At 61.7% G+C, this 18,749-nt stretch carries 19 protein-coding genes and 2 tRNA genes; 9 read left to right on the forward strand and 12 right to left on the reverse strand.

Features of this window, described 5'->3' with window-relative positions; translation table 11 throughout:
• Positions 1-157: 157 nt before the first annotated feature.
• From GRF63_RS15915 to GRF63_RS15925, 3 genes are all read right to left on the reverse strand, one after another.
• On the reverse strand, positions 158-1,012 hold the full coding sequence (locus tag GRF63_RS15915; RefSeq protein ID WP_160487054.1) for an alpha/beta hydrolase: 855 nt from the start codon (positions 1,010-1,012) through the stop codon (positions 158-160).
• Positions 1,012-2,301: an O-acetylhomoserine aminocarboxypropyltransferase gene (locus tag GRF63_RS15920; protein ID WP_160487055.1), complete on the reverse strand. Its 1,290-nt coding sequence runs from the start codon at positions 2,299-2,301 to the stop codon at positions 1,012-1,014. Before GRF63_RS15920 ends, GRF63_RS15915 begins: the two co-directional genes overlap by 1 nt.
• A gap of 92 nt (positions 2,302-2,393) precedes the next feature.
• Positions 2,394-3,689: a cytochrome b/b6 domain-containing protein gene (locus tag GRF63_RS15925; protein ID WP_160487056.1), complete on the reverse strand. Its 1,296-nt coding sequence runs from the start codon at positions 3,687-3,689 to the stop codon at positions 2,394-2,396.
• Between the two features lie 177 nt (positions 3,690-3,866).
• Between GRF63_RS15925 and GRF63_RS15930 the strand changes: the two genes are divergently transcribed.
• The 5 genes from GRF63_RS15930 to GRF63_RS15950 all read left to right on the forward strand — a co-directional run bounded on the left by GRF63_RS15930 (position 3,867) and on the right by GRF63_RS15950 (position 7,792).
• Positions 3,867-4,280: a holin family protein gene (locus GRF63_RS15930; RefSeq protein WP_160487057.1), complete on the forward strand. Its 414-nt coding sequence runs from the start codon at positions 3,867-3,869 to the stop codon at positions 4,278-4,280.
• Between the two features lie 69 nt (positions 4,281-4,349).
• Entirely contained in the window at positions 4,350-4,784 is a 435-nt protein-coding gene (aroQ, locus tag GRF63_RS15935; RefSeq protein ID WP_160487058.1) for a type II 3-dehydroquinate dehydratase, read from the forward strand.
• Positions 4,785-4,901: 117 nt separating this feature from the next.
• Complete coding sequence (accB, locus tag GRF63_RS15940) at positions 4,902-5,396, forward strand: acetyl-CoA carboxylase biotin carboxyl carrier protein (protein ID WP_160487059.1); 495 nt, start codon at positions 4,902-4,904, stop codon at positions 5,394-5,396.
• Positions 5,397-5,408: 12 nt separating this feature from the next.
• Positions 5,409-6,782 (forward strand): acetyl-CoA carboxylase biotin carboxylase subunit, encoded by a 1,374-nt coding sequence (gene accC, locus GRF63_RS15945; RefSeq protein WP_160487060.1) that lies wholly within the window; start codon positions 5,409-5,411, stop codon positions 6,780-6,782.
• A gap of 17 nt (positions 6,783-6,799) precedes the next feature.
• The gene (locus GRF63_RS15950; protein WP_160487061.1) at positions 6,800-7,792 is read left to right on the forward strand and encodes a calcium/sodium antiporter; all 993 of its coding nucleotides are present in this window, start codon (positions 6,800-6,802) and stop codon (positions 7,790-7,792) included.
• Between the two features lie 42 nt (positions 7,793-7,834).
• Here GRF63_RS15950 and GRF63_RS15955 read toward each other — a convergent pair whose 3' ends face one another.
• Together GRF63_RS15955 and GRF63_RS15960 are read right to left on the reverse strand one after the other, a co-directional pair.
• Positions 7,835-8,266, reverse strand: a complete 432-nt coding sequence (locus tag GRF63_RS15955; protein ID WP_272914677.1) for a GFA family protein — start codon at positions 8,264-8,266, stop codon at positions 7,835-7,837.
• Positions 8,267-8,268: 2 nt separating this feature from the next.
• Positions 8,269-8,736, reverse strand: coding sequence for an Lrp/AsnC family transcriptional regulator (locus GRF63_RS15960; protein WP_160487063.1), 468 nt, complete (start codon positions 8,734-8,736; stop codon positions 8,269-8,271).
• A gap of 208 nt (positions 8,737-8,944) precedes the next feature.
• On the opposite strand from GRF63_RS15960, the gene GRF63_RS15965 reads away from it, so the two are divergent.
• The gene (locus tag GRF63_RS15965; protein ID WP_160487064.1) at positions 8,945-10,714 is read left to right on the forward strand and encodes a sensor histidine kinase; all 1,770 of its coding nucleotides are present in this window, start codon (positions 8,945-8,947) and stop codon (positions 10,712-10,714) included.
• Between the two features lie 31 nt (positions 10,715-10,745).
• Positions 10,746-11,744, forward strand: coding sequence for a polysaccharide deacetylase family protein (locus GRF63_RS15970; RefSeq protein WP_160487065.1), 999 nt, complete (start codon positions 10,746-10,748; stop codon positions 11,742-11,744).
• A gap of 60 nt (positions 11,745-11,804) precedes the next feature.
• Here the strand turns inward: GRF63_RS15970 and GRF63_RS15975 are convergent.
• A tRNA-Pro gene (locus GRF63_RS15975) sits at positions 11,805-11,881 on the reverse strand.
• A 196-nt stretch (positions 11,882-12,077) separates the two neighbouring features.
• Here GRF63_RS15975 and GRF63_RS15980 point away from each other — a divergent pair.
• Positions 12,078-12,473 (forward strand): thermonuclease family protein, encoded by a 396-nt coding sequence (locus GRF63_RS15980; protein ID WP_160487066.1) that lies wholly within the window; start codon positions 12,078-12,080, stop codon positions 12,471-12,473.
• 18 nt (positions 12,474-12,491) lie between these two features.
• Here the strand turns inward: GRF63_RS15980 and GRF63_RS15985 are convergent.
• The 6 genes from GRF63_RS15985 to GRF63_RS16010 form a co-directional block, all read right to left on the reverse strand.
• Positions 12,492-12,567: transfer RNA gene (locus GRF63_RS15985), tRNA-Ile, on the reverse strand.
• Between the two features lie 65 nt (positions 12,568-12,632).
• The gene (locus tag GRF63_RS15990) at positions 12,633-14,015 is read right to left on the reverse strand and encodes a M28 family peptidase (protein ID WP_160487067.1); all 1,383 of its coding nucleotides are present in this window, start codon (positions 14,013-14,015) and stop codon (positions 12,633-12,635) included.
• A gap of 55 nt (positions 14,016-14,070) precedes the next feature.
• The gene (locus GRF63_RS15995) at positions 14,071-14,568 is read right to left on the reverse strand and encodes a DUF427 domain-containing protein (protein ID WP_160487068.1); all 498 of its coding nucleotides are present in this window, start codon (positions 14,566-14,568) and stop codon (positions 14,071-14,073) included.
• Positions 14,565-14,927 carry a thiol-disulfide oxidoreductase DCC family protein gene (locus GRF63_RS16000; protein ID WP_160487069.1) on the reverse strand — a complete coding sequence of 121 codons (363 nt, stop codon included), beginning with the start codon at positions 14,925-14,927 and terminating at the stop codon, positions 14,565-14,567. Before GRF63_RS16000 ends, GRF63_RS15995 begins: the two co-directional genes overlap by 4 nt.
• Positions 14,920-15,855 (reverse strand): NAD(P)/FAD-dependent oxidoreductase, encoded by a 936-nt coding sequence (locus tag GRF63_RS16005; protein ID WP_160487070.1) that lies wholly within the window; start codon positions 15,853-15,855, stop codon positions 14,920-14,922. The genes GRF63_RS16000 and GRF63_RS16005 overlap by 8 nt, the downstream gene beginning before the upstream one ends.
• A gap of 54 nt (positions 15,856-15,909) precedes the next feature.
• Entirely contained in the window at positions 15,910-16,881 is a 972-nt protein-coding gene (locus GRF63_RS16010; protein WP_237392569.1) for a L,D-transpeptidase, read from the reverse strand.
• Between the two features lie 153 nt (positions 16,882-17,034).
• Between GRF63_RS16010 and ettA the strand changes: the two genes are divergently transcribed.
• Positions 17,035-18,708, forward strand: coding sequence for an energy-dependent translational throttle protein EttA (gene ettA, locus GRF63_RS16015; RefSeq protein ID WP_160487072.1), 1,674 nt, complete (start codon positions 17,035-17,037; stop codon positions 18,706-18,708).
• The last annotated feature ends 41 nt before the right edge of the window (positions 18,709-18,749 follow it).

The following is an 18,749-nucleotide window of genomic DNA, read 5'->3' on the forward strand; positions in this document are numbered from 1 at the left end:
CCCAAATCCCCCAGATCGCTTGTGATAGGCGGCCTTCTTGAAGAGCCCGCGCCCTGCTCCGCCGCAAGCGGGAATCATGCGTTCGCGGCAGGGCTGGATTGGTGGCGCGCGTGTCGCACCCAACAAAATTGATTCTGAAGAGCCTTACGTAAAAGCGCTACTCAGCAGCGCCCTGCCCTGCGCATGGCACGGTAAAGCCCCATTCCGGCTCAAACTCATACTCCGTCGGCAGCAGATACTGCAGCACGGCGGGCGAGAGGATGTGATAGGCCGTCGCGTGGGTTAGTTCCGGCGTTGCCAGCAGGCAGGCGCTGTCGCCTGCAGCTTCAGCGACCATTTCAATGGCATGCTGCGTTTCCGGCCCTTCGTTGGAGAAGCTGAGCAAAAGGCGCGCTGCGCTGTGCCCCTCCCCAAGGCCGTCCCTTGCCGAGCGTGCCAGCGCCTGATCACCCCACCACAGGCTTGGGTTCACCGCACCATAGGCATCGAACAGGTCAGGCTCCGTCAGCCACGTTTCCACGATGAACAGGCCCGCCAGCGATTCGCCAAGGATCACGTCGGTGCCGTTGGTACGATATTCGGCCTCGATCAGAGGTTTTACCTTGTCTCTCACAAAGGTGCGGAAGGCAGCCGCATTGCCCGCTGTTGGGAAAGCTTCACGCTCCTGCGCATTACCGGCGGATCCGATCAGCTCGGCGCGCCTGTCTCTTGAGGTGATTCCCACGATGATGGCAGGCTGCGATCGGCCCCACAGGGCGTTCAGCGCCGCTGTGCCGCTGATGTGCAGGAAATCCTGATTAATCCCGCCATCCAGAAGATAGAGAACGGGATAATCATCTTCCCCATTCTCATACCCTTGCGGCAGGAACACATTGATTGCCCGCGCACCGTCATCACCGGCCATGGCGAGGATGTGGGACTGCCCTATGGTGATGGGCGTCGCAGCCTCCTGCGCCCCTGCCGAAACGGCGAGGGAAAGCGCAGTGGCCGCTACAAAGCCGCGCAGGATCATCAGATCGCCGCCAGCCCTTTCTCCAGATCGGCTATGATATCGTCGATATGCTCGATCCCCACCGAAATGCGCACAACTTCCGGGCCTGCACCGGCCGCGATCAGGGCATCGCCTTCTAGCTGGCTGTGCGTGGTGGATGCCGGGTGGATGATCAGGCTGCGCGTATCGCCGATATTGGCGAGGTGGCTGAACAGTTCCACGGCCTGCACCAGCTTTACGCCAGCCTCATATCCGCCCTTCACGCCAAAGGTGAACACTGCGCCGCCCTTGCCGCCAAGGTATTTGTCGGCGAGCGGCTTGTATTCATTGTCGTCCAGGCCAGCATAGCTGACCCAATCGATCTTCTCGTGCGCTTGCAGCCATTTGGCCACCGCCAGCGCGTTGTCGCAATGACGCTCCATCCGCAGGGCGAGCGTTTCCATGCCGGTCAGCGCCAGCCAGGCGTTCTGCGGTGCCATCGCCGGGCCAAGGTCGCGCAGGCCCAGCACGCGGCAGGCGATGATGAAGGCGATGGGGCCAATGGGCTCCAGCGCGTCCACCAGCACCGCGCCGTGATACGAACCGTTCGGCTGGGTGAGGCTGGGGAACTTTGCCCCTTGCGCCTTCCAGTCAAACTTGCCGCTGTCCACAATTACGCCGCCGATGGAATTGCCGTGGCCGTTCAGGAACTTGGTGGTGGAATGTGTCACGATATCCGCGCCATGCTCGAACGGACGGCACAGCGCGGGGCTCGCCATCGTGTTGTCCACGATCAAGGGCACGCCGCCAGCATGCGCGACATCGGCAATCGCCTGAATATCGGTGACGACGCCGCCGGGATTGGCGAGAGATTCGATGAAAACGCAGCGCGTCTTCTCATCCATTGCAGCGCGGATGTTCTCCGGATCGTCCGCATCTACGAAGCGGGTTTCCCAGCCAAATTTCTTGAACGCCTCCCCCATCTGGTTGAGCGATCCGCCATACAGCTTTTTGGCCGCCACGATGTTGCAGCCTGTTTCCATCAGCGTGTGAAAGGCGATCAGCTGCGCCGCATGGCCCGATGCAACGCCCAGAGCGCCCACGCCCCCTTCCAGCGCGGCAATCTTCTGCTCCAGCGCATCATTGGTGGGATTCATGATGCGGCTGTAGATGTTGCCGAATTCCTTCAGCGCGAAGAGGTTCGCCGCATGTTCCGCATCATCGAACACGTAGCTCGCCGTCTGGTAGATCGGCGTGATCCGGGCATTGGTGGTGGGGTCAGGCTTTTGCCCGGCGTGGATGGTGAGGGTTTCGATTTTGTGGTCGGTCATGATTTTCATCCCTTGCGGTTATTCAGTCGGCCTGTTCGCGCGTCTGCAATGCCTCATAAACAAGCCCGCCCTGCTATCAACTCGCCGTGCGATCAAGACACCGCGTCAAAAGCAAAGGTAACATTGACTGACGGCGCAAGATTGGCTGCATTCGATCCGGTGCCGACGGAGAAGGCCTTGCGATCCACGGTGGCGCTACCGCTGACAGAGCGGGTTTTTCCGCTGCCGTTCAACGTGAATACAATGCGTTGCGGCCTGCTCTTGCCCTTGAGTGACAAGGTGCCATCAGCCTCATACCGATTGCCCGAAATACGACGCACACTGCTGCTGCGCCATGTTGCCTGCGCATGCGAGGAGGTATCGAGGAAATCACCGCCCCACAGCATGGTGTCCTGCGTCGCGTCGCCCAGGCTGGCGCTGGCAAGGTCCACGGTGATGGAAATCTTCGCGCTTTGCGGGGCATCGGGATCCATGACGATAGAGCCGCTCCAATTGGCGAAGCTGCCTTTCAGCGTGGTGCCGCCATTGTCGATAGCGAAACGCAGCGTACCGCCCGGCTGGATCGCCCAGCTCGGCGGCGGGCCGACAGGTTCCACCACCTCAGGCTCAGCTTCGGCAACAGTCTCTTCATCCTGTTGATCGTCCTCGGCACTGTCCGCAGTTTCGTCCTCAGCTTCATCCTCGTGCACGTGATTGTGGCCATCATCCGCGAGGGTTTGCTGATCACCGTCACAATGCACATCAGTCGCATGATCGCTGGCATGATCCGTTGCATGGTCATGCTCTGCCCGCTGCGAAAATCCGCCCTCATAGGCAAATACGCCAAGGCCCAGCAGCAAAACGGCGGCCAGCATGGCGAGGACAAATCCGCCTCCACCCATCCGGGCAAGCAGGCCGTCCCTGATCAGGAAGTGATGCCGCAGAGCGCCAACCACATGCAGCGCAAACAGCGCCAGCCCGCCCCAGGCGAGGAGTTCATGCGCTTCGCCGGCAAGGCCATTCACGCCTTGCCCCAGCGGCAGATGCGGCAGGGGCACCACGCCGTAAAGCAGCGTGGGGATATCGCTTGGATCGGTTGACACCAGCGCCCATCCCGTCAGCGGCATGGCGATCATGAAGATGTAAAAGCCCACATGCACGGCGGCGGCGAGGAAACCTGTCACGCCGCGTTCTATCGGCGCAGGCCGCGCGTGGGTAACGCGCCAGCCCAGCCGCAGCAGGCTGAGGGCGAGGATGGTGATGCCGATGCTTTTATGCAGCTGGAAGGCGGCAAAACCGCTGGCATCCTTCGGCATCGCGAAACCGAGCGCGATCTCTGCCGCCAGGGCCAGTGCGATCAGCCAGTGCAAGACGATGGCGACCGTCGAATAGCGTTGCGTGGTGCGCATGAAACTTCCCTCTCCCGAACAACACCTGTCGCGCATCAGCCTGCACGGATCAATCCCAAGCACACTTTGAGGATCTCCGGGCCTTTTGCCTGGGCCTCCTTGCTGTCTGGCCTTTCCTACTGCCTGGCCACCCCGGCAAAGCGCCGCAAGTTAAACAGCAAGCGGAACAAATACATAATGGCCATTCTTGAATCGCTCATCGGTCCCATCGCCTCCATCATCGACAAGATCATTCCTGACAAGGAAGCGCGGGAACGCGCCAAGATCGAACTGATAAAGCTGGAAGGCACGCAGGAAATGCAGCGAATCGAAGCGCGCCTTTCCGCCATCGTGGCAGAGGCGAGTTCGCAAGATCCCTGGACCAGCCGCGCCCGCCCCAGCTTCCTTTATGTCATGTATATCCTGTTGCTTACGGCGTTGCCGATGGGCGTGCTGTCGGCGTTTTCGCCCACCGCGGCGCATGATATCGCCAAGGGTATCAATGATTACCTCAGCGGCCTGCCAGAGCCGCTCTATGCGCTGTTTGGCACCGGCTACCTTGGCTACACCGCCGCGCGGCAGTGGGGGAAGGTGAAGGGCGTGGAGAAATAGGCGCCCAAACGGCCTGATGGTCAATCAACCCTTGGCCGCACCCCTTCAGGGCGGCTAAGGGCTGATGCCATGACTGATACTGTTTATGTCCTGAACGGACCCAATCTGAACCTGCTCGGCGTGCGAGAGCCTGAAATCTACGGCGCCGATACGCTGGATGACATCGCCTCCCGCCTCGAAGATCGTGGCCGGCCACTGGGTATCGAGATCGAGATGCGCCAGTCCAACCACGAAGGCCATCTGGTAGACTGGCTGCACGAAGCGCAATCCGATGGCGCCAAGGCCGTTATCGTGAACGCAGGTGCCCTCACCCACACCTCACTGGCGCTGTATGATGCGATCCGATCCATCAAGACGCCCGTGATCGAAGTGCATATCTCCAACCCCGCAGCGCGCGAAGCATACAGGCACAAAAGCTATGTCGGCATGGCGGCCATCGGCTCCATCGCGGGCTTTGGCGCCTATGGATACGAGCTGGCGCTGGACGCAGCGGCAAAGCTTTAAGCCGGCTACCATGGCCCTGTGACGTCACGATGACGGATACACGGGGCCACTTGCCTTGCGGCGTCACAAGTTCTAGCCGCAAATATTCCTGACAATGGTCGCAGAAACGGGGATTACATGCCTGAGAAGAAGGGCACTACCGCCCGCAAGGGTGCATTTAGCGTCGATACCGATCTGGTGCGCGAGCTGGCCGATATCCTGGCCGACACCGGCCTGACAGAGATCGAGGTGGAGGACGAGGATCGCAAGATCCGCGTATCCCGCGCCGCAGTTGCCAGCGCGCCCACCACGCATGTTGCACCAGCGCCTGCTGCTGCTCCCGCGCCATCGGCAGATGTCGCTGCTCCGGCACTCGCAGCCGATGCACCGGTCGACCTTGCCAACGCCGTGAAATCGCCAATGGTGGGCACGGCCTATCTCGCCTCCGATCCGGGTTCGCCCAACTTCGTGAAGGTGGGCGACAGTGTAAAGGCAGGAGACACCCTGCTGATCGTGGAGGCCATGAAGGTGATGAACCCGATCACGGCAACCAAGGATGGCACCGTAAAGGAAATGCTGATCGGCAATGGCGAGCCGGTGGAATTCGACCAGCCTCTCGCCATCGTGGCATAGGGGGCAATCACCATGGCCATTTCCCGCATATTGATCGCAAACCGCGGTGAAATCGCGCTGCGCATCCATCGCGCCGCACATGAGATGGGTATCGAGACCGTGGCGGTGCATTCCACCGCCGATGCCGATGCCATGCATGTACGACTGGCGGATCACGCAGTTTGCATCGGCCCGCCGGCCGCATCGGAAAGCTATCTCAACCACGCTGCCATCATTTCGGCGGCAGAGATCACCGGCGCAGACGCTATCCATCCCGGCTACGGCTTTCTTTCGGAAAACGCCAAGTTTGCCGACATCGTGGAAGCACACGATATCAAGTGGATCGGCCCCAAGCCTGAACATATCCGCACCATGGGTGACAAAGTGCAGGCGAAGAAAACCGCCGGCGCGCTTGGCCTGCCACTGGTGCCCGGCAGTGATGGCGCAGTCTCCGATTTTGACGAGATGCGCGAAGTCGCGGCGGAAATCGGTTATCCCGTGCTGGCCAAGGCGGCGAGTGGCGGTGGTGGTCGCGGGATGAAGGTCATCCCCAGCGAAGACCAGCTCGAAACACTCGTGAAACAGGCGCAGAACGAGGCGATGGCCGCGTTCGGTGATGACACGATGTATCTGGAAAAATACCTCGGCAACCCGCGCCATATCGAATTCCAGGTATTCGGTGACGGACGCGGTAACGCTATCCATCTGGGGGAGCGCGATTGCTCCTTGCAGCGCCGCCATCAGAAGGTGTTCGAGGAAGCGCCCTCCCCGGTCATTTCCCAGGAAGACCGAATGCGCATGGGCGGCATCGTGGCCGATGCCATGGCAACAATGGAATATCGCGGCGCGGGCACGATCGAATTCCTGTGGGAAGACGGCAAATTCTACTTCATCGAGATGAACACCCGCCTGCAGGTGGAGCATCCCGTTACCGAAGCGATCACCGGCATGGATCTGGTGCGAGAGCAGATCCGTATCGCCGACGGCAAGGATCTGTCGGTAAAACAGGAAGATATTGTCTTTTCTGGCCACGCGATCGAATGCCGGATCAACGCCGAAGACCCGTTCACCTTCGCCCCCAGCCCCGGCAAGATCGAATATTACCACCAGGCCGGCGGCATGCATGTGCGCGTGGATAGCGGGCTTTATGCCGGATACACGATCCCGCCCTATTACGATTCCATGATCGCCAAGCTGATCGTCTACGGCCGCACGCGCGAAGGTTGCCTGATGCGTTTGCGCCGGGCGCTGGAAGAGATGGTAATCCAGGGAGTAAAAACCTCGATTCCCCTCCATCAGGAACTGCTGAAACAGCCCGACGTGCTGAGCGGCGATTATACGATTAAATGGCTGGAAGAATGGCTGGCGGAACGCGCTAAGGCAGAGAACGCCGCCAGCGAAAGCTGACGGCAGGCAGACGCGCCATGCCTTCGCTTACCGATATCGGCCTGCTTTTGGGTGGCCTCGTCCTGCTGATGATCGGCGGTGACGTGATGGTGCGCGGCGCTGTGCGCATTGCGGAGCGGCTGAATCTGTCTCCAATGCTGATCGGCCTCGTCGTCGTCGGCCTTGGTACATCCAGCCCGGAACTGGCCGCCAGCGTGCAGGCCGCGCTGGCAGGTTCGCCAGGCCTGGCGATCGGCAATATCGTCGGCTCCAACATCGCCAATCTGCTGCTGGTGCTGGGCGCCGCGGCGCTGATCGCGCCGATGGCGGTGGATCGCACGTCACTTTGGCGCGATGGCGGCGTGGGGCTTGCCGCCTCGCTGGCGATGATTGTCGCCTCCTTTACTTTCGGCCTGGACCGGATTGTCGCTACTATCCTGCTGATCGGCCTCTTCCTGTATATCTGGAGCGCCTACAAGCAGGAGAAGCTGGCGCCGGTAGACCACAGCGCGGCGTACGACAGGGCCGCAGCATCCGAAGGTTTCGACGCGCAGCTTACCCCGCATGACAAGCCGGAAGGCAGCCTGGGCACTGCTTTGGCATTGTTCGCCGTTGGCCTGATCCTGATCGTGGGCGGGGGCACGCTGCTGGTGAATGGCGCGGTTTCCATCGCCTCCTCCCTTGGTGTGAGCGAGGCGGTGATCGGCCTCACCATCGTGGCAATCGGCACGTCCGCGCCGGAACTGGTTACGTCGGTGATCGCGGCAATCCGGGGGCAGAGCGATATTGCGCTGGGCAATGTGCTGGGCTCCAACATCTACAATTTGCTGTTTATTGGCGGGGTCACCGGCATGGCGGCCCCCAGTGATTTTCCCGCGCAGATCGTGCAATTCGACTTGCCGCTGGCGGCGCTTGCCGCGCTGGTGGTGATGGTGTTCGCCTATACCGGCGGGCGCCTGTCGCGCAGGGAAGGTGGCATCCTGCTGGTTTCATATGTCGCCTACACCGGTTTTACGTCCGGCCTGATTTAGCCCGGTCTCTGGCGCGGTCTCTGGCCCGGTCTCTGGCGCGGTCTAATCGAAGGTAAAGCCCGCAGCCTTAGCCTCGGCAATCACCTCTTCCCCGGTTTGCCGGGGATGGTCACCCATCATATCGCCCCAACCAGCCTTCTCATCGGTGAAAATCTCTTTCTCGATTTCGAAACTATCGGCATCGGGGAACAGTCCAGCGTGGAAACTGCGATTTCCGGTGGGCAAGAACTTGAACCACAAATTGCTGCCGCACGTGCCGCAAAAGGCCCTCTCCGCCCATTCGCTTGATCGGTAAGCCGTGATTTCGTCCTCTCCTGCGATGGAGAAGCCCTCGCCCGTCAGCGCGCCATAAAACGCCCCGCCCCAGCGGCGGCACATATCGCAATGACAGATTTCGAGATGGTTTTTCGGCTGCTCGACCGTGATTCGTACGGCCCCGCATAGGCAGTGCCCGTCGATACTGCCGCCAGCCAAGCCTACTGCTCCAGCGGGACGCCGGGCTTATGCTTGGCGGTGCGAATCGTAAGCGAAGTTTTTACGCTGGCCACATTGGGTGCGGGCGTCAGCTTGCTGGTGAGAAATTCCTGGAAGCTTTGCAGGTCCTTGCTCACGATCTTCAGAATGAAGTCGATCTCGCCATTCAGCATGTGGCACTCCCGCACCTCGTCCAGGCCGGCGATGTGATCCTCAAACGCCTTCAGATCCTCCTCCGCCTGGCTGCGCAGGGATACCATGGCAAACACGGTGATTGCGAAACCAAGCTTGGAAGCATCCAGATCGGCGTGGTAACCACGGATCACGCCGTCCTCTTCAAGAGAGCGCACCCGGCGCAGACATGGCGGCGCGGTCAGCCCGACGCGGCGCGCCAGATCAACATTCGTCACCCGGCCTTCTGCCTGCAGTTCTGCCAGCAAGCGACGATCAATCTTGTCGAGTGTGGACATCGGAAAGTCCCCCTATGCGAAACCCGCTACCCTGCGGATGGGTTGCGCAACATATAAAACGCCATAACGAAGAATTGCATAACAAAGTTCCCTATGCGGGTAACTGTCCCCTTTTGCAACGCATCGGTCCTTAACCATGCTTGCCCCGCCGGACCCGGTTAATGCGACGGTTGATGATTTTTTAACCGCGTTTCCAGCCGGAGCCTGCATGTTATTCGACGACCGCCTAGCCACCGTGCTGCGCATGCGCGCCGGAAGCGAAGCGGCTTTGCGCACGCAATTCAGGCAGTTGCTGGATCTGCTGGGCACGCGCGACACTCAGCTTTCGGGCCAGGCGCTGGCCCGGCTTGCCCGCATGGCGGCCACCCTTCCCGCAGCGGAGATAGAGCGGATTCTGGTGCGGCCGGCGCTGGAAAAAAATGATCCGCACCTTGCGAACATCAGTGCGTTTGTCCGGCTGCGCGAATATCAGGCTGCGATTCCGCAAGAGACTCAATCAGCCATTTTGCGAGAGCCTGGCACGCGGCTGCGCAATGCAGAGTTCGTGGCATTCCTTGCCGAGGGGGAGCCAAAACCCGCCGCTGCCGCCGTCGCGGTGGCGCGTCTGACCGAGGATGAATGGCTGGACCTTATCCCGCGCCTGCCCATCACCGCCCGCGGATTTTTGCGCCATCGCCGTGATCTTCCAGCCTCGGTAAAGGATCTGCTGGCACAGCTTGGCGTGGGTGATCTGGTGTTGCCCATGTATCTGACGGCGGAGCAGTCGGCGAAAGCGGAGGCTGTTGCCGAGGCAGAGGCGCAGCCCGCGATGGGGGTATCGCCAGCCGAACCGGAAGACGGCATCCGAGCCCTGCGCCGCCGGATCGAAGCATTCCGCGAAGGCCGCCAGAATGGCCGCACCGGCTCAAATGCTCGAGCGATAGGCTCCGGCCCTCAGGTGGAGGACTCGGACAATTCGCTGATCGACGTAATCACCGATGGCAGCGGTGCCATCGTTCACTGTGACGGGCTGGCCGCGCCCATGTTGACCGGCATGGTCCTGACCGCGCCTACTGCAGGTTCGCTGGTGAGCTTCGCCGATGACGTTGCCCTGCGTCTGCGTCGACGTCAGCCGCTGAACCAGGCAAGCCTCTTAATGGATGCTGCCCCTGATATCAGCGGGGAATGGCTGATGGATGCAACGCCGTTGTTCGTCCACTCCACCGGCGCATTCAACGGCTATGCCGCGCGGCTCTATCGCCCTGTCGCGCCCGATCCGGCCACTGCGCCCGATACGCAGGGTGACGCCATGCGGCAGGTGCTGCATGAATTGCGCACGCCCGTAAACGCGATCCAGGGTTTTGCAGAGATCATCCAGCAGCAGATCTTCGGCAATGTGCCGCATGAATATCGCGCCCATGCGGCTTCCATCGCGGTGGATGCGGCAAAGCTGCTGGCAGGCTTTGACGAGGTGGACCGGCTGGTGAAGCTGGAAAGCCGCACCATGAAGCTGGAAGAAGGCGCGTGCGACTTTCGCGTGGCGCTGTCCGATACGGCGCAGCGGCTGGAAGGCGTGCTGCGGGGTCGCAATGCCGGTTTTGCCCTGAATGTTTCCGGCGATCACTTCACCGTGCCGCTGGATCGCGGGGAAGTCTTGGCCATGTGCTGGCGTTTGCTGGCCACCGCAGCGGGCGCACTGGCACCGGGAGAGACATCCGAACTGGCCCTGTCCAGTGACGGCACCACCGTCGAACTTGGTCTGGATGTGCCGGAAAGCCTGCGCCTTGGCGCTGCAGATACGTCCCGAGAAGGTCAGCGGCGGCGCGCGATCAGCGCGGGCATGTTCGGCCCCGCCTTCGCATTCCGGCTGGCAGAGGTGGAAGCGATTGCCGCGGGCGGTTCCCTGACATGTGAAAAAGACAGGGCAACTCTGCGCCTGCCCGCCTTGACCTTGCAAGCTACCCCCCATAGCACCGCTGGCGGGATCGCGGGGGGCTGACGCCCCTTTACTGCATGCAGGGAGATCGACATTGTCGATGGGCAATCTGCTCAATCCGCCATCCGCACGCGCCATGGCACGTTTCGCGGATGATACCCCGCGTTTTCTGCTGACAGTCGACACCGAAGAGGATTTCGACTGGGAGCAACCATTGACGCGAGACAGCCACGATACGCGTCATGTGCGCAGGCTGGAGAAATTTCAGGATTTTTGTGAGGGCCAAGGCGTTGTCCCTGTCTACCTGGTGGATTGGCCCATCGCCAATTCTCGCACCGCAAGGGAGATTTTGCGCGAACCGCTGATGCAGGGCCGCGCGGAGATCGGCGTGCAATTGCACCCATGGGTCAACCCGCCGTTTCAGGAAGAGGTGACGCAGCAGAATTCCTTTGCCGGAAACCTGCCTGCCGAGCTGGAAGGTGCCAAGCTGAAGGCACTGCGCGATGCGATCGAAAGCAATTTCGGCATCGCTCCACTGATTTATCGCGCGGGCCGATATGGCCTTGGCAGGAATACGGCGAAATTGCTGACCAGTCACGGCATCGCCATCGACACTTCGGTTCGCCCGCTGTTCGATTATTCCAGCGGCGGCGGCCCTGATTATCGCGCCCACCCCCTCGCGCCCTATTGGGTGGACGAGGACAAGACCTTGCTGGAACTGCCGCTCACCAGCGCCTTCTGGGGCATGCTGCGGCGACAAGGGGCCTTCATCTATCCGCGCCTCTGGCGCGCGCCTGCGATGCGCGGCGTTCTGGCGCGGCTGGGATTGCTGGAACGCGTTCCGCTCACGCCGGAGGGTGTGAGCGTAGAGGAAGCGATACGCGGCATAGACATGGCGCTGGACGATGGCCTGCCCATGCTGGTGCTATCGTTTCACAGTCCTTCCCTGCTGCCCGGCTCCACCCCTTACGTGCGCGATGATGCGGATCTTGATGGATTGTATGACTGGTGGCGCCGCATCCTCACCTATCTCGAAACGCGCGGCGTGAAGCCCAGCAGCGTGAGGGACGTCATGGGATCGGTAGTGCGGTAGGGGATCTGGCTGCCTGATTGCGGCAGAACAGCAGGCCGGAAGGGTTCGTCCGGCAGAAAATGGTCGGGGAGACAGGATTCGAACCTGCGACCCTCTGTTCCCAAAACAGATGCGCTACCAGGCTGCGCCACTCCCCGGACCGGGACCGCCCTTAGGTTTTGCGCGAAAACGGTGCAAGCTCCAATCCACTTGGTGGCCAAATAAATATCACATTCTCACAGAGCGAGCGCACATTGCCCACACCGATGATATGTGCTTCTACCTAGTCTTACGCCTCCAGATCGGAGGCAGATGCGCGAGGGGGCGAGCCAATTGGCGGCTTAGGCTTGCCGCATGTTCACTATCGCAACTGCGGCAACCGCTATCGCCCTCACCATGTCCTGCAGCGTAACGGATGGAGACACCATCCGCTGCGGCGACGAACGCATTCGTATCACCGGAATAGACGCACCGGAAACGCGCGCCTGCCGCAAGGGGCGCACATGCGTGCCGGGTGATGGCGATGCCTCCACCCGCACCATGGAGGACCGGGTGAATGGCGCGCAGCTCACCATCGTTCGGCTGGGGCAGGATCGCTATGGGCGAACGCTGGGCGTGATCTATGCCGATGGCGTGAACGTGGCCTGCGCGCAGTTGGAGGCGCGGCAGGCCTATTATATAGAGCGCTGGGACGATAAGGGGCTGGTCGCCGCCGATTGCCCGCGGCTGGCTGCCGAACGCATGATCTGAAGCGATTGGCACGCAAGGTGGTGGGCCCGGCAGGATTCGAACCCGCGACCTAGCCGTTATGAGCGGCCAGCTCTAACCACTGAGCTACAGGCCCGCACCCAACCTTGCGTGCAAAAGCGCCCCTAGCTTCCGCATGGCGGGGCCGCAAGCGGGGAGCGATTATTCGCCGGTCTGAATGCTTTCCGCCTCGTTGGCGAGAATGCCAACAACCTGCGTCCACACCGCCACGTTCTGGCGCAGCTGCACGGGGTCTACCTTGTCCAGCGTATCGTCAGGCGTGTGGTGCAATTCGAAATAGCGGGTGCCATCCTGCTGCAGATCGATGATAGCCCCGCCCTGATCGCGGCTGATATTGATGTCCGCCCCGCCGCTGGCGACATTGGTGGAATTGGCCACACCAAAACGCGCCACCGATTGCGCGATGCGGGCATGCAGATCGGGGTTCGTCTCCCGGAAATTGCTTTCAAATCGCCAGATGCGATCGGCACCGAAATCGCTCTCCATGCCAACGCCAATAGGTTCATCGATATGCGTGGCGCTATAGGCTTCACTGCCCCACAGGCCCGTTTCCTCTGCACCCGCCATCAACACGCGGATGGTGCGCAGCGGCTGGCCTGCCTCGGCAACGTTCAACGCGGCGGAGGCGACAATGGCGCAGCCGGCGGCATCGTCAATCGCGCCGGTGCCCAGATCCCAGCTATCGAGGTGGCAGGCCACCAGCACGGGCGGCAAGGAAGGATTGCTGCCGGTGATTTCCCCCAACACATTGCCGCTGGTGGTGTCACCCAGCCAGCGCGGCGTCAGCGTAAGGTGCATGGTGATGGGCTGGCCGTCGGCGCGCGCGAACATCCGCTCCAGATTGTCTGCATCGGGGTTTGACAGCGCGCCTGCCGGGGTGGGCTCCACCCCATCGGCAAATGTGGTGCCGCCGGTGTGCGGCGTGCGGTGGTTTTCCGTGCCGATCGATCGGATGATAGTGGCAATCGCGCCCTTGCTGGCGGCAAGGCTTGGCCCCGTCCAGCGGGCAGGCCCGGCAAAGCTGTAGCCGGAACCATCCTGCGTCGGGCGCATGTCATGGCTGATGAAGGCGATCTTGCCGCTCAGGCTGCCGACGGGCGCAGCCTCCAGATCGGCATAGCTGGGGAAATAGACCACTTCGGCCTCAATCCCGTCTGCCCCGGTGGAGGCGGTGTTGCCCAGCGCAGTGATGTGCATCGGCTGCGCGAAAGGCGCGGTGACACGTGCTTCCTCCTCGCCGCGAACCCAGGTGCGCATCTGAAACGGTTCATCCGCCACTTTGGCAAAACCGCGCGCGTTCAGCCAGTCCATCGCCCAAGCGCGCCCGCGTGCCTCTGCCGGGGTGCCCGGCTGGCGCGGGCCAACTTCGGTGGTGATGCCTTCCAGGAAATCCCATGCCGCCTGATCGGACGTCAGAGCGTGATCGGCCCTGTCTGCCACGGCAGTGGTGTGATGCTCCGCCTGAGCGGCGGCGGGAAGGATGAGTGAGATGGCTGCGACCGCCGAGAGACATTGTTTTTTCATGGGGCAACTCGCTAATGCCAAAAGCCTCATCAGCCAAGGCCTTCCCAACCGGGGATCACCAGAAACGGCTGCCCGGAATGCCCTTGAACGGCCCCGCCACCTTGCTGGTGATCCAGCCGCCGTAGAATTCGCCCGGCTGCGGGACTACTTTTTCGCCATCCACGAAACAGGCGTCGAATGGCGCGGCATAGAACGCCACGAAATCGGCCAGCAGGGCAAAGCTGGGCGTTGGGTTGGGATAAGACCAGCCGACGCGGGGCAGCACATCATCGCCGATCACCACGTCCCAATATTTCGCTGACCCCTTCCACTCGCACATGGATGTGCCCGGCGCGCGGCGCAGCACGCCCTCTGCGATATCGGCAGGCGGGATGTAATAATTGGGCGGATGGCTGGTTTCCAGCACCCGCACTGCACTGCGCGTATCCACGATGCGCTGCCCGCCATGTTCGATCACGATGTGCGCATCGGTCGCTACTGCGATTGCGGGGCGCGGATAATCCCACACGCTTTCCTGTCCGGGCGTCACCGGATCTGGTTCAGGACGATTCATGCTGCCTCCCCCTTGCTGAAAAACCGTTGCAGATAGGGGAGGATGACCAGGAACCGGCGATACAATCGTTCCAGCACCCACAGCACGGCAGGAATGCGGGCCATTTCGCCCAGTGGGCGCAGCAACGGGATCGCCCTCCACATGGCGGCAAAGGCAGCCGCGCCGTGCAACACCACGCCATGCTCTCGCGCATGGAAACGCGCCAGCAATTCCGCCCGCGAAACTGGGCAGCTTTCCGCCGCGCCATCGCCAAGGTCCACGAATTCGATCGCGCCGCGTCGGTCCAGCTTACGCATCCCGGCTATTTCCCGCCTGCACAGCGGGCAATCGCCATCGAACCAGACCGTAACATCAGCCATGATCGATGATTTTCTGCGCCAGCTCCCAGCCGGAAAGGAAAGCACTCTCCACCCGCGGGCCGTGCAGCCAGTCACCACAGGCGCCGATGGACGTCTCCGCGCTCCAGATCGCGCCCTTCCCCGCATCGCCGCACATGGCATAGCGCCAGCGGTGCGCGCTGGCATGGCGGATCTGCGGCAGCGTGCCGCCTGCCTGCTTTTCCAATTGTTCCAGCAGGAGCGCCTCTACTGCGGATTGCTCGTCCTCCAGATGGTTTCGAGACCACTCGGGCGAGGCCTGCACCACCCAGCATTCCGCATCGCCCCGTCCGGGTTTTGATGCGTTGCGTGCGGCCCAGCCGATGGGGCCAGCGTCTCGCAATGTATCGGGAAGATCGGGGCGCTCTGCAAAGGCGATCATCACCGTCCAGCACGGGTAAGAAACCGTAGCCTCGGCCAGCTCTGCAATTACGGGTGCATGCGGCGCCAGCAGCGGCGCAACCTGTTCAGCAGGAACGGCGCAGACAACAGCGTCGAAAATCTGGCCGGGCACGCCCTCCCCCAGCAGTTTCCAGCCAGTGCCGACCGCGCGCACGCCATCGATCTTGGCAGTGAATGTCACGCCCAACGCATCGGCCATTGCCCTGATTGGCGCGTTCATGGCGGGCACGCCCACCCAGGCATCATCCTTCGCGGCAGGCCAGCGGGCGACGATGCCGTCTGCCTCCCACTGCTCCACCTGCCGTGTAAAGCGTTCATCGCGCGCGGTGAAATACTGCGCGCCGTGATCGAATTGCAATGTTTCGCCATCCCCCAGCGCGCGGCGAGCCGACATCCGCCCGCCGGGGCCGCGGCCCTTGTCGAACAATCGCACATCGTGGCCATTGCCGGAAAGGCGCTGCGCACAGCTGAGGCCCGCCATTCCGGCACCAATGATCGCTATATCCATGCAGAACCTATCACCGCTTCACACAGGTTGCACCACACGGCCAAACGTCTGCCTTCAAACGAATTCCACCTTCACGCCCTGCGATACGGCCCTTGCCAGCGCCCTCGCATCCCAATTGGTGAGGCGGACACAGCCGTGGCTTGTGGTTTTGCCGATCAATTGCGGATCGGGCGAGCCGTGGATGCCATAGCCATCCTTGCCCAGATCGATCCATACGCCGCCGATGGGATTGTTGGGGCCGGCGGGTATGACGAAGGTCTTGTCCGGTCCCCATTTCTGGTCATCCGGGTCAAAGGTGTAGTTCGCCTCTGCCGCGATTGCGTTCACCGTCATGCTGCCGCTGGGGCTTGGAAATTCGCCGCTGCCGATGGTGGCGGGATAGGTGGCCAGTTCATTGCCCTCTGCATCCAGCGCGGCGACTTCGCCTGCATCCTTGCGCACTTCGATCCGGGTAATCGTTCCTGAAACCGCCCCGTCACCTTTCGATATCACCACGATCTTCTGCCCGGCCTTGCCGAGATCGGCGTTCGGGTTGAGCGCGGAGAAGAACTTCTGGTCCATGTGGAAACGCTCGGCCAGCATCTCTTGCGCGTTCTTGTAACCCACGCGTTCCAGATCGGCCTGCTCGGCAAAGCCGGAGGGGATATCGTAGAAAGGCCCGCTCACGTCATCTTCGGTGAGGGTGTAGGTGGTGAAGACACTGCCGCTTTGCGCATCCTGCAAGGATTTCAGCAGCGCGTCATCAATGCCGTCGCCCGCTGGCAGATCATTATTGCTGCGATAGGCTTCTATCGCGCGGCGCGTGTTGCCGCCCATATAGCCGTCGATCACGCCGGGTGAATGGTTCGTCCGATCCAGCATGGCCTGCACCGCAATTACCTGCATATCGCGCTTGCCAAGCTGGCTTTTCGTCAGCCCTTCCGGAAGCGTGACGGAAAGCGCCGATCCATCCTGTGCCGCCACCGGGGGCGCTGCAAGGCTGAGCGGGATGGCGATAAGGGCGACCAGAATGGATTTATGTTTCATGGTTGTAGAACCGGCCGTGCGCGCGCCCGTTCCCCGCATGCGTACCCACCCGCGTTTCCGCATGGGCCGATGCATGCTTGCCCCGGCAATCCCAAGGCCCTATCTGCTGCGGCAACTCCACATCAAATCACATCCAATACCCAAGGACGCGCAATGGCTGCCCAATACGCATATGTCATGAAGAACATGACCAAGACTTTCCCCGGTGCGCAGAAGCCGGTGCTTTCCGATATCAACCTGCAGTTCTATCGCGGGGCGAAGATCGGCATCGTCGGGCCGAACGGCGCGGGCAAGTCCACCCTGATGAAGATCATGGCCGGGATCGATACCGATTACACGGGCGAAGCATGGCCGGGCGAGAACATCACCGTCGGCTATCTGGCGCAGGAACCGCAGCTGGACGAGAGCAAGACCGTTCTTGAAAACGTGAAGGACGGCGCGCGCGATACAGCTGACCTTGTGGATCGTTACAACGCGGTTGCCGCGCAGATGGCGGAGCCCGATGCCGATTATGAGAAGCTGGGCGACGAGATGGCCGACCTGCAGACCAAGATCGACGCGGTCGACGGCTGGACGCTGGACAACCAGCTGGAGATCGCGATGGAAGCCCTGCGCTGCCCGCCCTCCGATTCAGAAGTTGCCAACCTTTCCGGCGGTGAGAAGCGCCGCGTCGCCCTCACCCGCCTGCTGATCCAGAAGCCCGACATCCTGCTGCTGGACGAGCCGACCAACCACCTTGACGCAGAATCCGTGCAGTGGCTGGAAAACCACCTCAAGGAATATGCCGGCGCCGTGCTGATGATCACCCACGATCGCTACTTCCTCGATAACGTGGTGGGCTGGATCCTCGAACTCGACCGGGGTTCCTACTATCCCTACGAGGGCAACTACTCCACCTATCTGGAGAAGAAGGCCAAGCGTCTGGAGCAGGAAAGCCGCGAGGAATCGGGCCGCCAGAAGGCGCTGTCGCGAGAGCTTGAATGGATCCGCCAGACGCCTGCCGCGCGCCAGACCAAGTCCAAGGCGCGTATCCGCAAGTTCGACCAGTTGCAGGACGAGATGAGCAGCCGCAAGCCCGGCAAGGCGCAGATCGTGATCCAGGTGCCAGAGCGCCTGGGCGGCAAGGTGATCGAGGCGAAGAACATCACCAAGGCCTATGGCGACAAGCTGCTATTTGAAGACCTGTCCTTCATGCTGCCGCCGGGCGGCATCGTGGGCGTGATCGGCGCGAACGGCGCGGGCAAATCCACCCTGTTCAAGCTGATCACCGGGCAGGAAACGCCAGACAGCGGCACCATCGAAATCGGTGAAACCGTGCACCTTGGCTATGTCGACCAGAGCCGTGACGACCTGAACCCGAAGAACAACGTGTGGGAAGAAATCTCCGACGGGCTGGATTATATGACCGTCAACAAGCACGAGACGTCCACCCGTGCCTACGTCGGCGCGTTCAACTTCAAGGGGCAGGACCAGCAGAAGAACGTCGGCAAGCTGTCGGGCGGTGAGCGGAACCGCGTGCACATGGCCAAGATGCTGAAGCAGGGCGGCAACGTGCTGCTGCTGGACGAACCGACCAACGACCTCGACGTGGAAACACTGGGCGCGCTGGAAGAGGCAATCGAGAACTTCGCCGGCTGCGCCGTGGTAATCTCGCACGACCGCTTCTTCCTCGACCGCCTCGCCACGCATATCCTTGCGTTCGAAGGCGACAGCCACGTGGAATGGTTCGAAGGCAACTTCGAAGCCTACGAAGAGGACAAGCGCCGCCGCCTTGGCGATGCGGCGGACCGGCCTACGCGGGTGGCTTACAAGAAGCTGACGCGATAAACGAAAAAGGGGCGGCCTGATGACCGCCCCTTTTCTCTTTC

This window comes from Aurantiacibacter rhizosphaerae (genome assembly GCF_009807005.1).
GTDB lineage: Bacteria > Pseudomonadota > Alphaproteobacteria > Sphingomonadales > Sphingomonadaceae > Alteraurantiacibacter > Alteraurantiacibacter rhizosphaerae.

Bases quoted from the DNA above. Each gene is read 5' to 3' on its own strand.
- GRF63_RS15915 (WP_160487054.1), bottom strand. From the start codon at position 1,012: ATGATCCTGCGCGGCTTTGTAGCGGCCACTGCGCTTTCCCTCGCCGTT.
- GRF63_RS15920 (WP_160487055.1), bottom strand. From the start codon at position 2,301: ATGACCGACCACAAAATCGAAACCCTCACCATCCACGCCGGGCAAAAG.
- GRF63_RS15925 (WP_160487056.1), bottom strand. From the start codon at position 3,689: ATGCGCACCACGCAACGCTATTCGACGGTCGCCATCGTCTTGCACTGG.
- GRF63_RS15930 (WP_160487057.1), top strand. From the start codon at position 3,867: ATGGCCATTCTTGAATCGCTCATCGGTCCCATCGCCTCCATCATCGAC.
- aroQ (WP_160487058.1), top strand. From the start codon at position 4,350: ATGACTGATACTGTTTATGTCCTGAACGGACCCAATCTGAACCTGCTC.
- accB (WP_160487059.1), top strand. From the start codon at position 4,902: ATGCCTGAGAAGAAGGGCACTACCGCCCGCAAGGGTGCATTTAGCGTC.
- accC (WP_160487060.1), top strand. From the start codon at position 5,409: ATGGCCATTTCCCGCATATTGATCGCAAACCGCGGTGAAATCGCGCTG.
- GRF63_RS15950 (WP_160487061.1), top strand. From the start codon at position 6,800: ATGCCTTCGCTTACCGATATCGGCCTGCTTTTGGGTGGCCTCGTCCTG.
- GRF63_RS15960 (WP_160487063.1), bottom strand. From the start codon at position 8,736: ATGTCCACACTCGACAAGATTGATCGTCGCTTGCTGGCAGAACTGCAG.
- GRF63_RS15965 (WP_160487064.1), top strand. From the start codon at position 8,945: ATGTTATTCGACGACCGCCTAGCCACCGTGCTGCGCATGCGCGCCGGA.
- GRF63_RS15980 (WP_160487066.1), top strand. From the start codon at position 12,078: ATGTTCACTATCGCAACTGCGGCAACCGCTATCGCCCTCACCATGTCC.
- GRF63_RS15990 (WP_160487067.1), bottom strand. From the start codon at position 14,015: ATGAAAAAACAATGTCTCTCGGCGGTCGCAGCCATCTCACTCATCCTT.
- GRF63_RS15995 (WP_160487068.1), bottom strand. From the start codon at position 14,568: ATGAATCGTCCTGAACCAGATCCGGTGACGCCCGGACAGGAAAGCGTG.
- GRF63_RS16000 (WP_160487069.1), bottom strand. From the start codon at position 14,927: ATGGCTGATGTTACGGTCTGGTTCGATGGCGATTGCCCGCTGTGCAGG.
- GRF63_RS16005 (WP_160487070.1), bottom strand. From the start codon at position 15,855: ATGGATATAGCGATCATTGGTGCCGGAATGGCGGGCCTCAGCTGTGCG.
- GRF63_RS16010 (WP_237392569.1), bottom strand. From the start codon at position 16,881: ATGAAACATAAATCCATTCTGGTCGCCCTTATCGCCATCCCGCTCAGC.
- ettA (WP_160487072.1), top strand. From the start codon at position 17,035: ATGGCTGCCCAATACGCATATGTCATGAAGAACATGACCAAGACTTTC.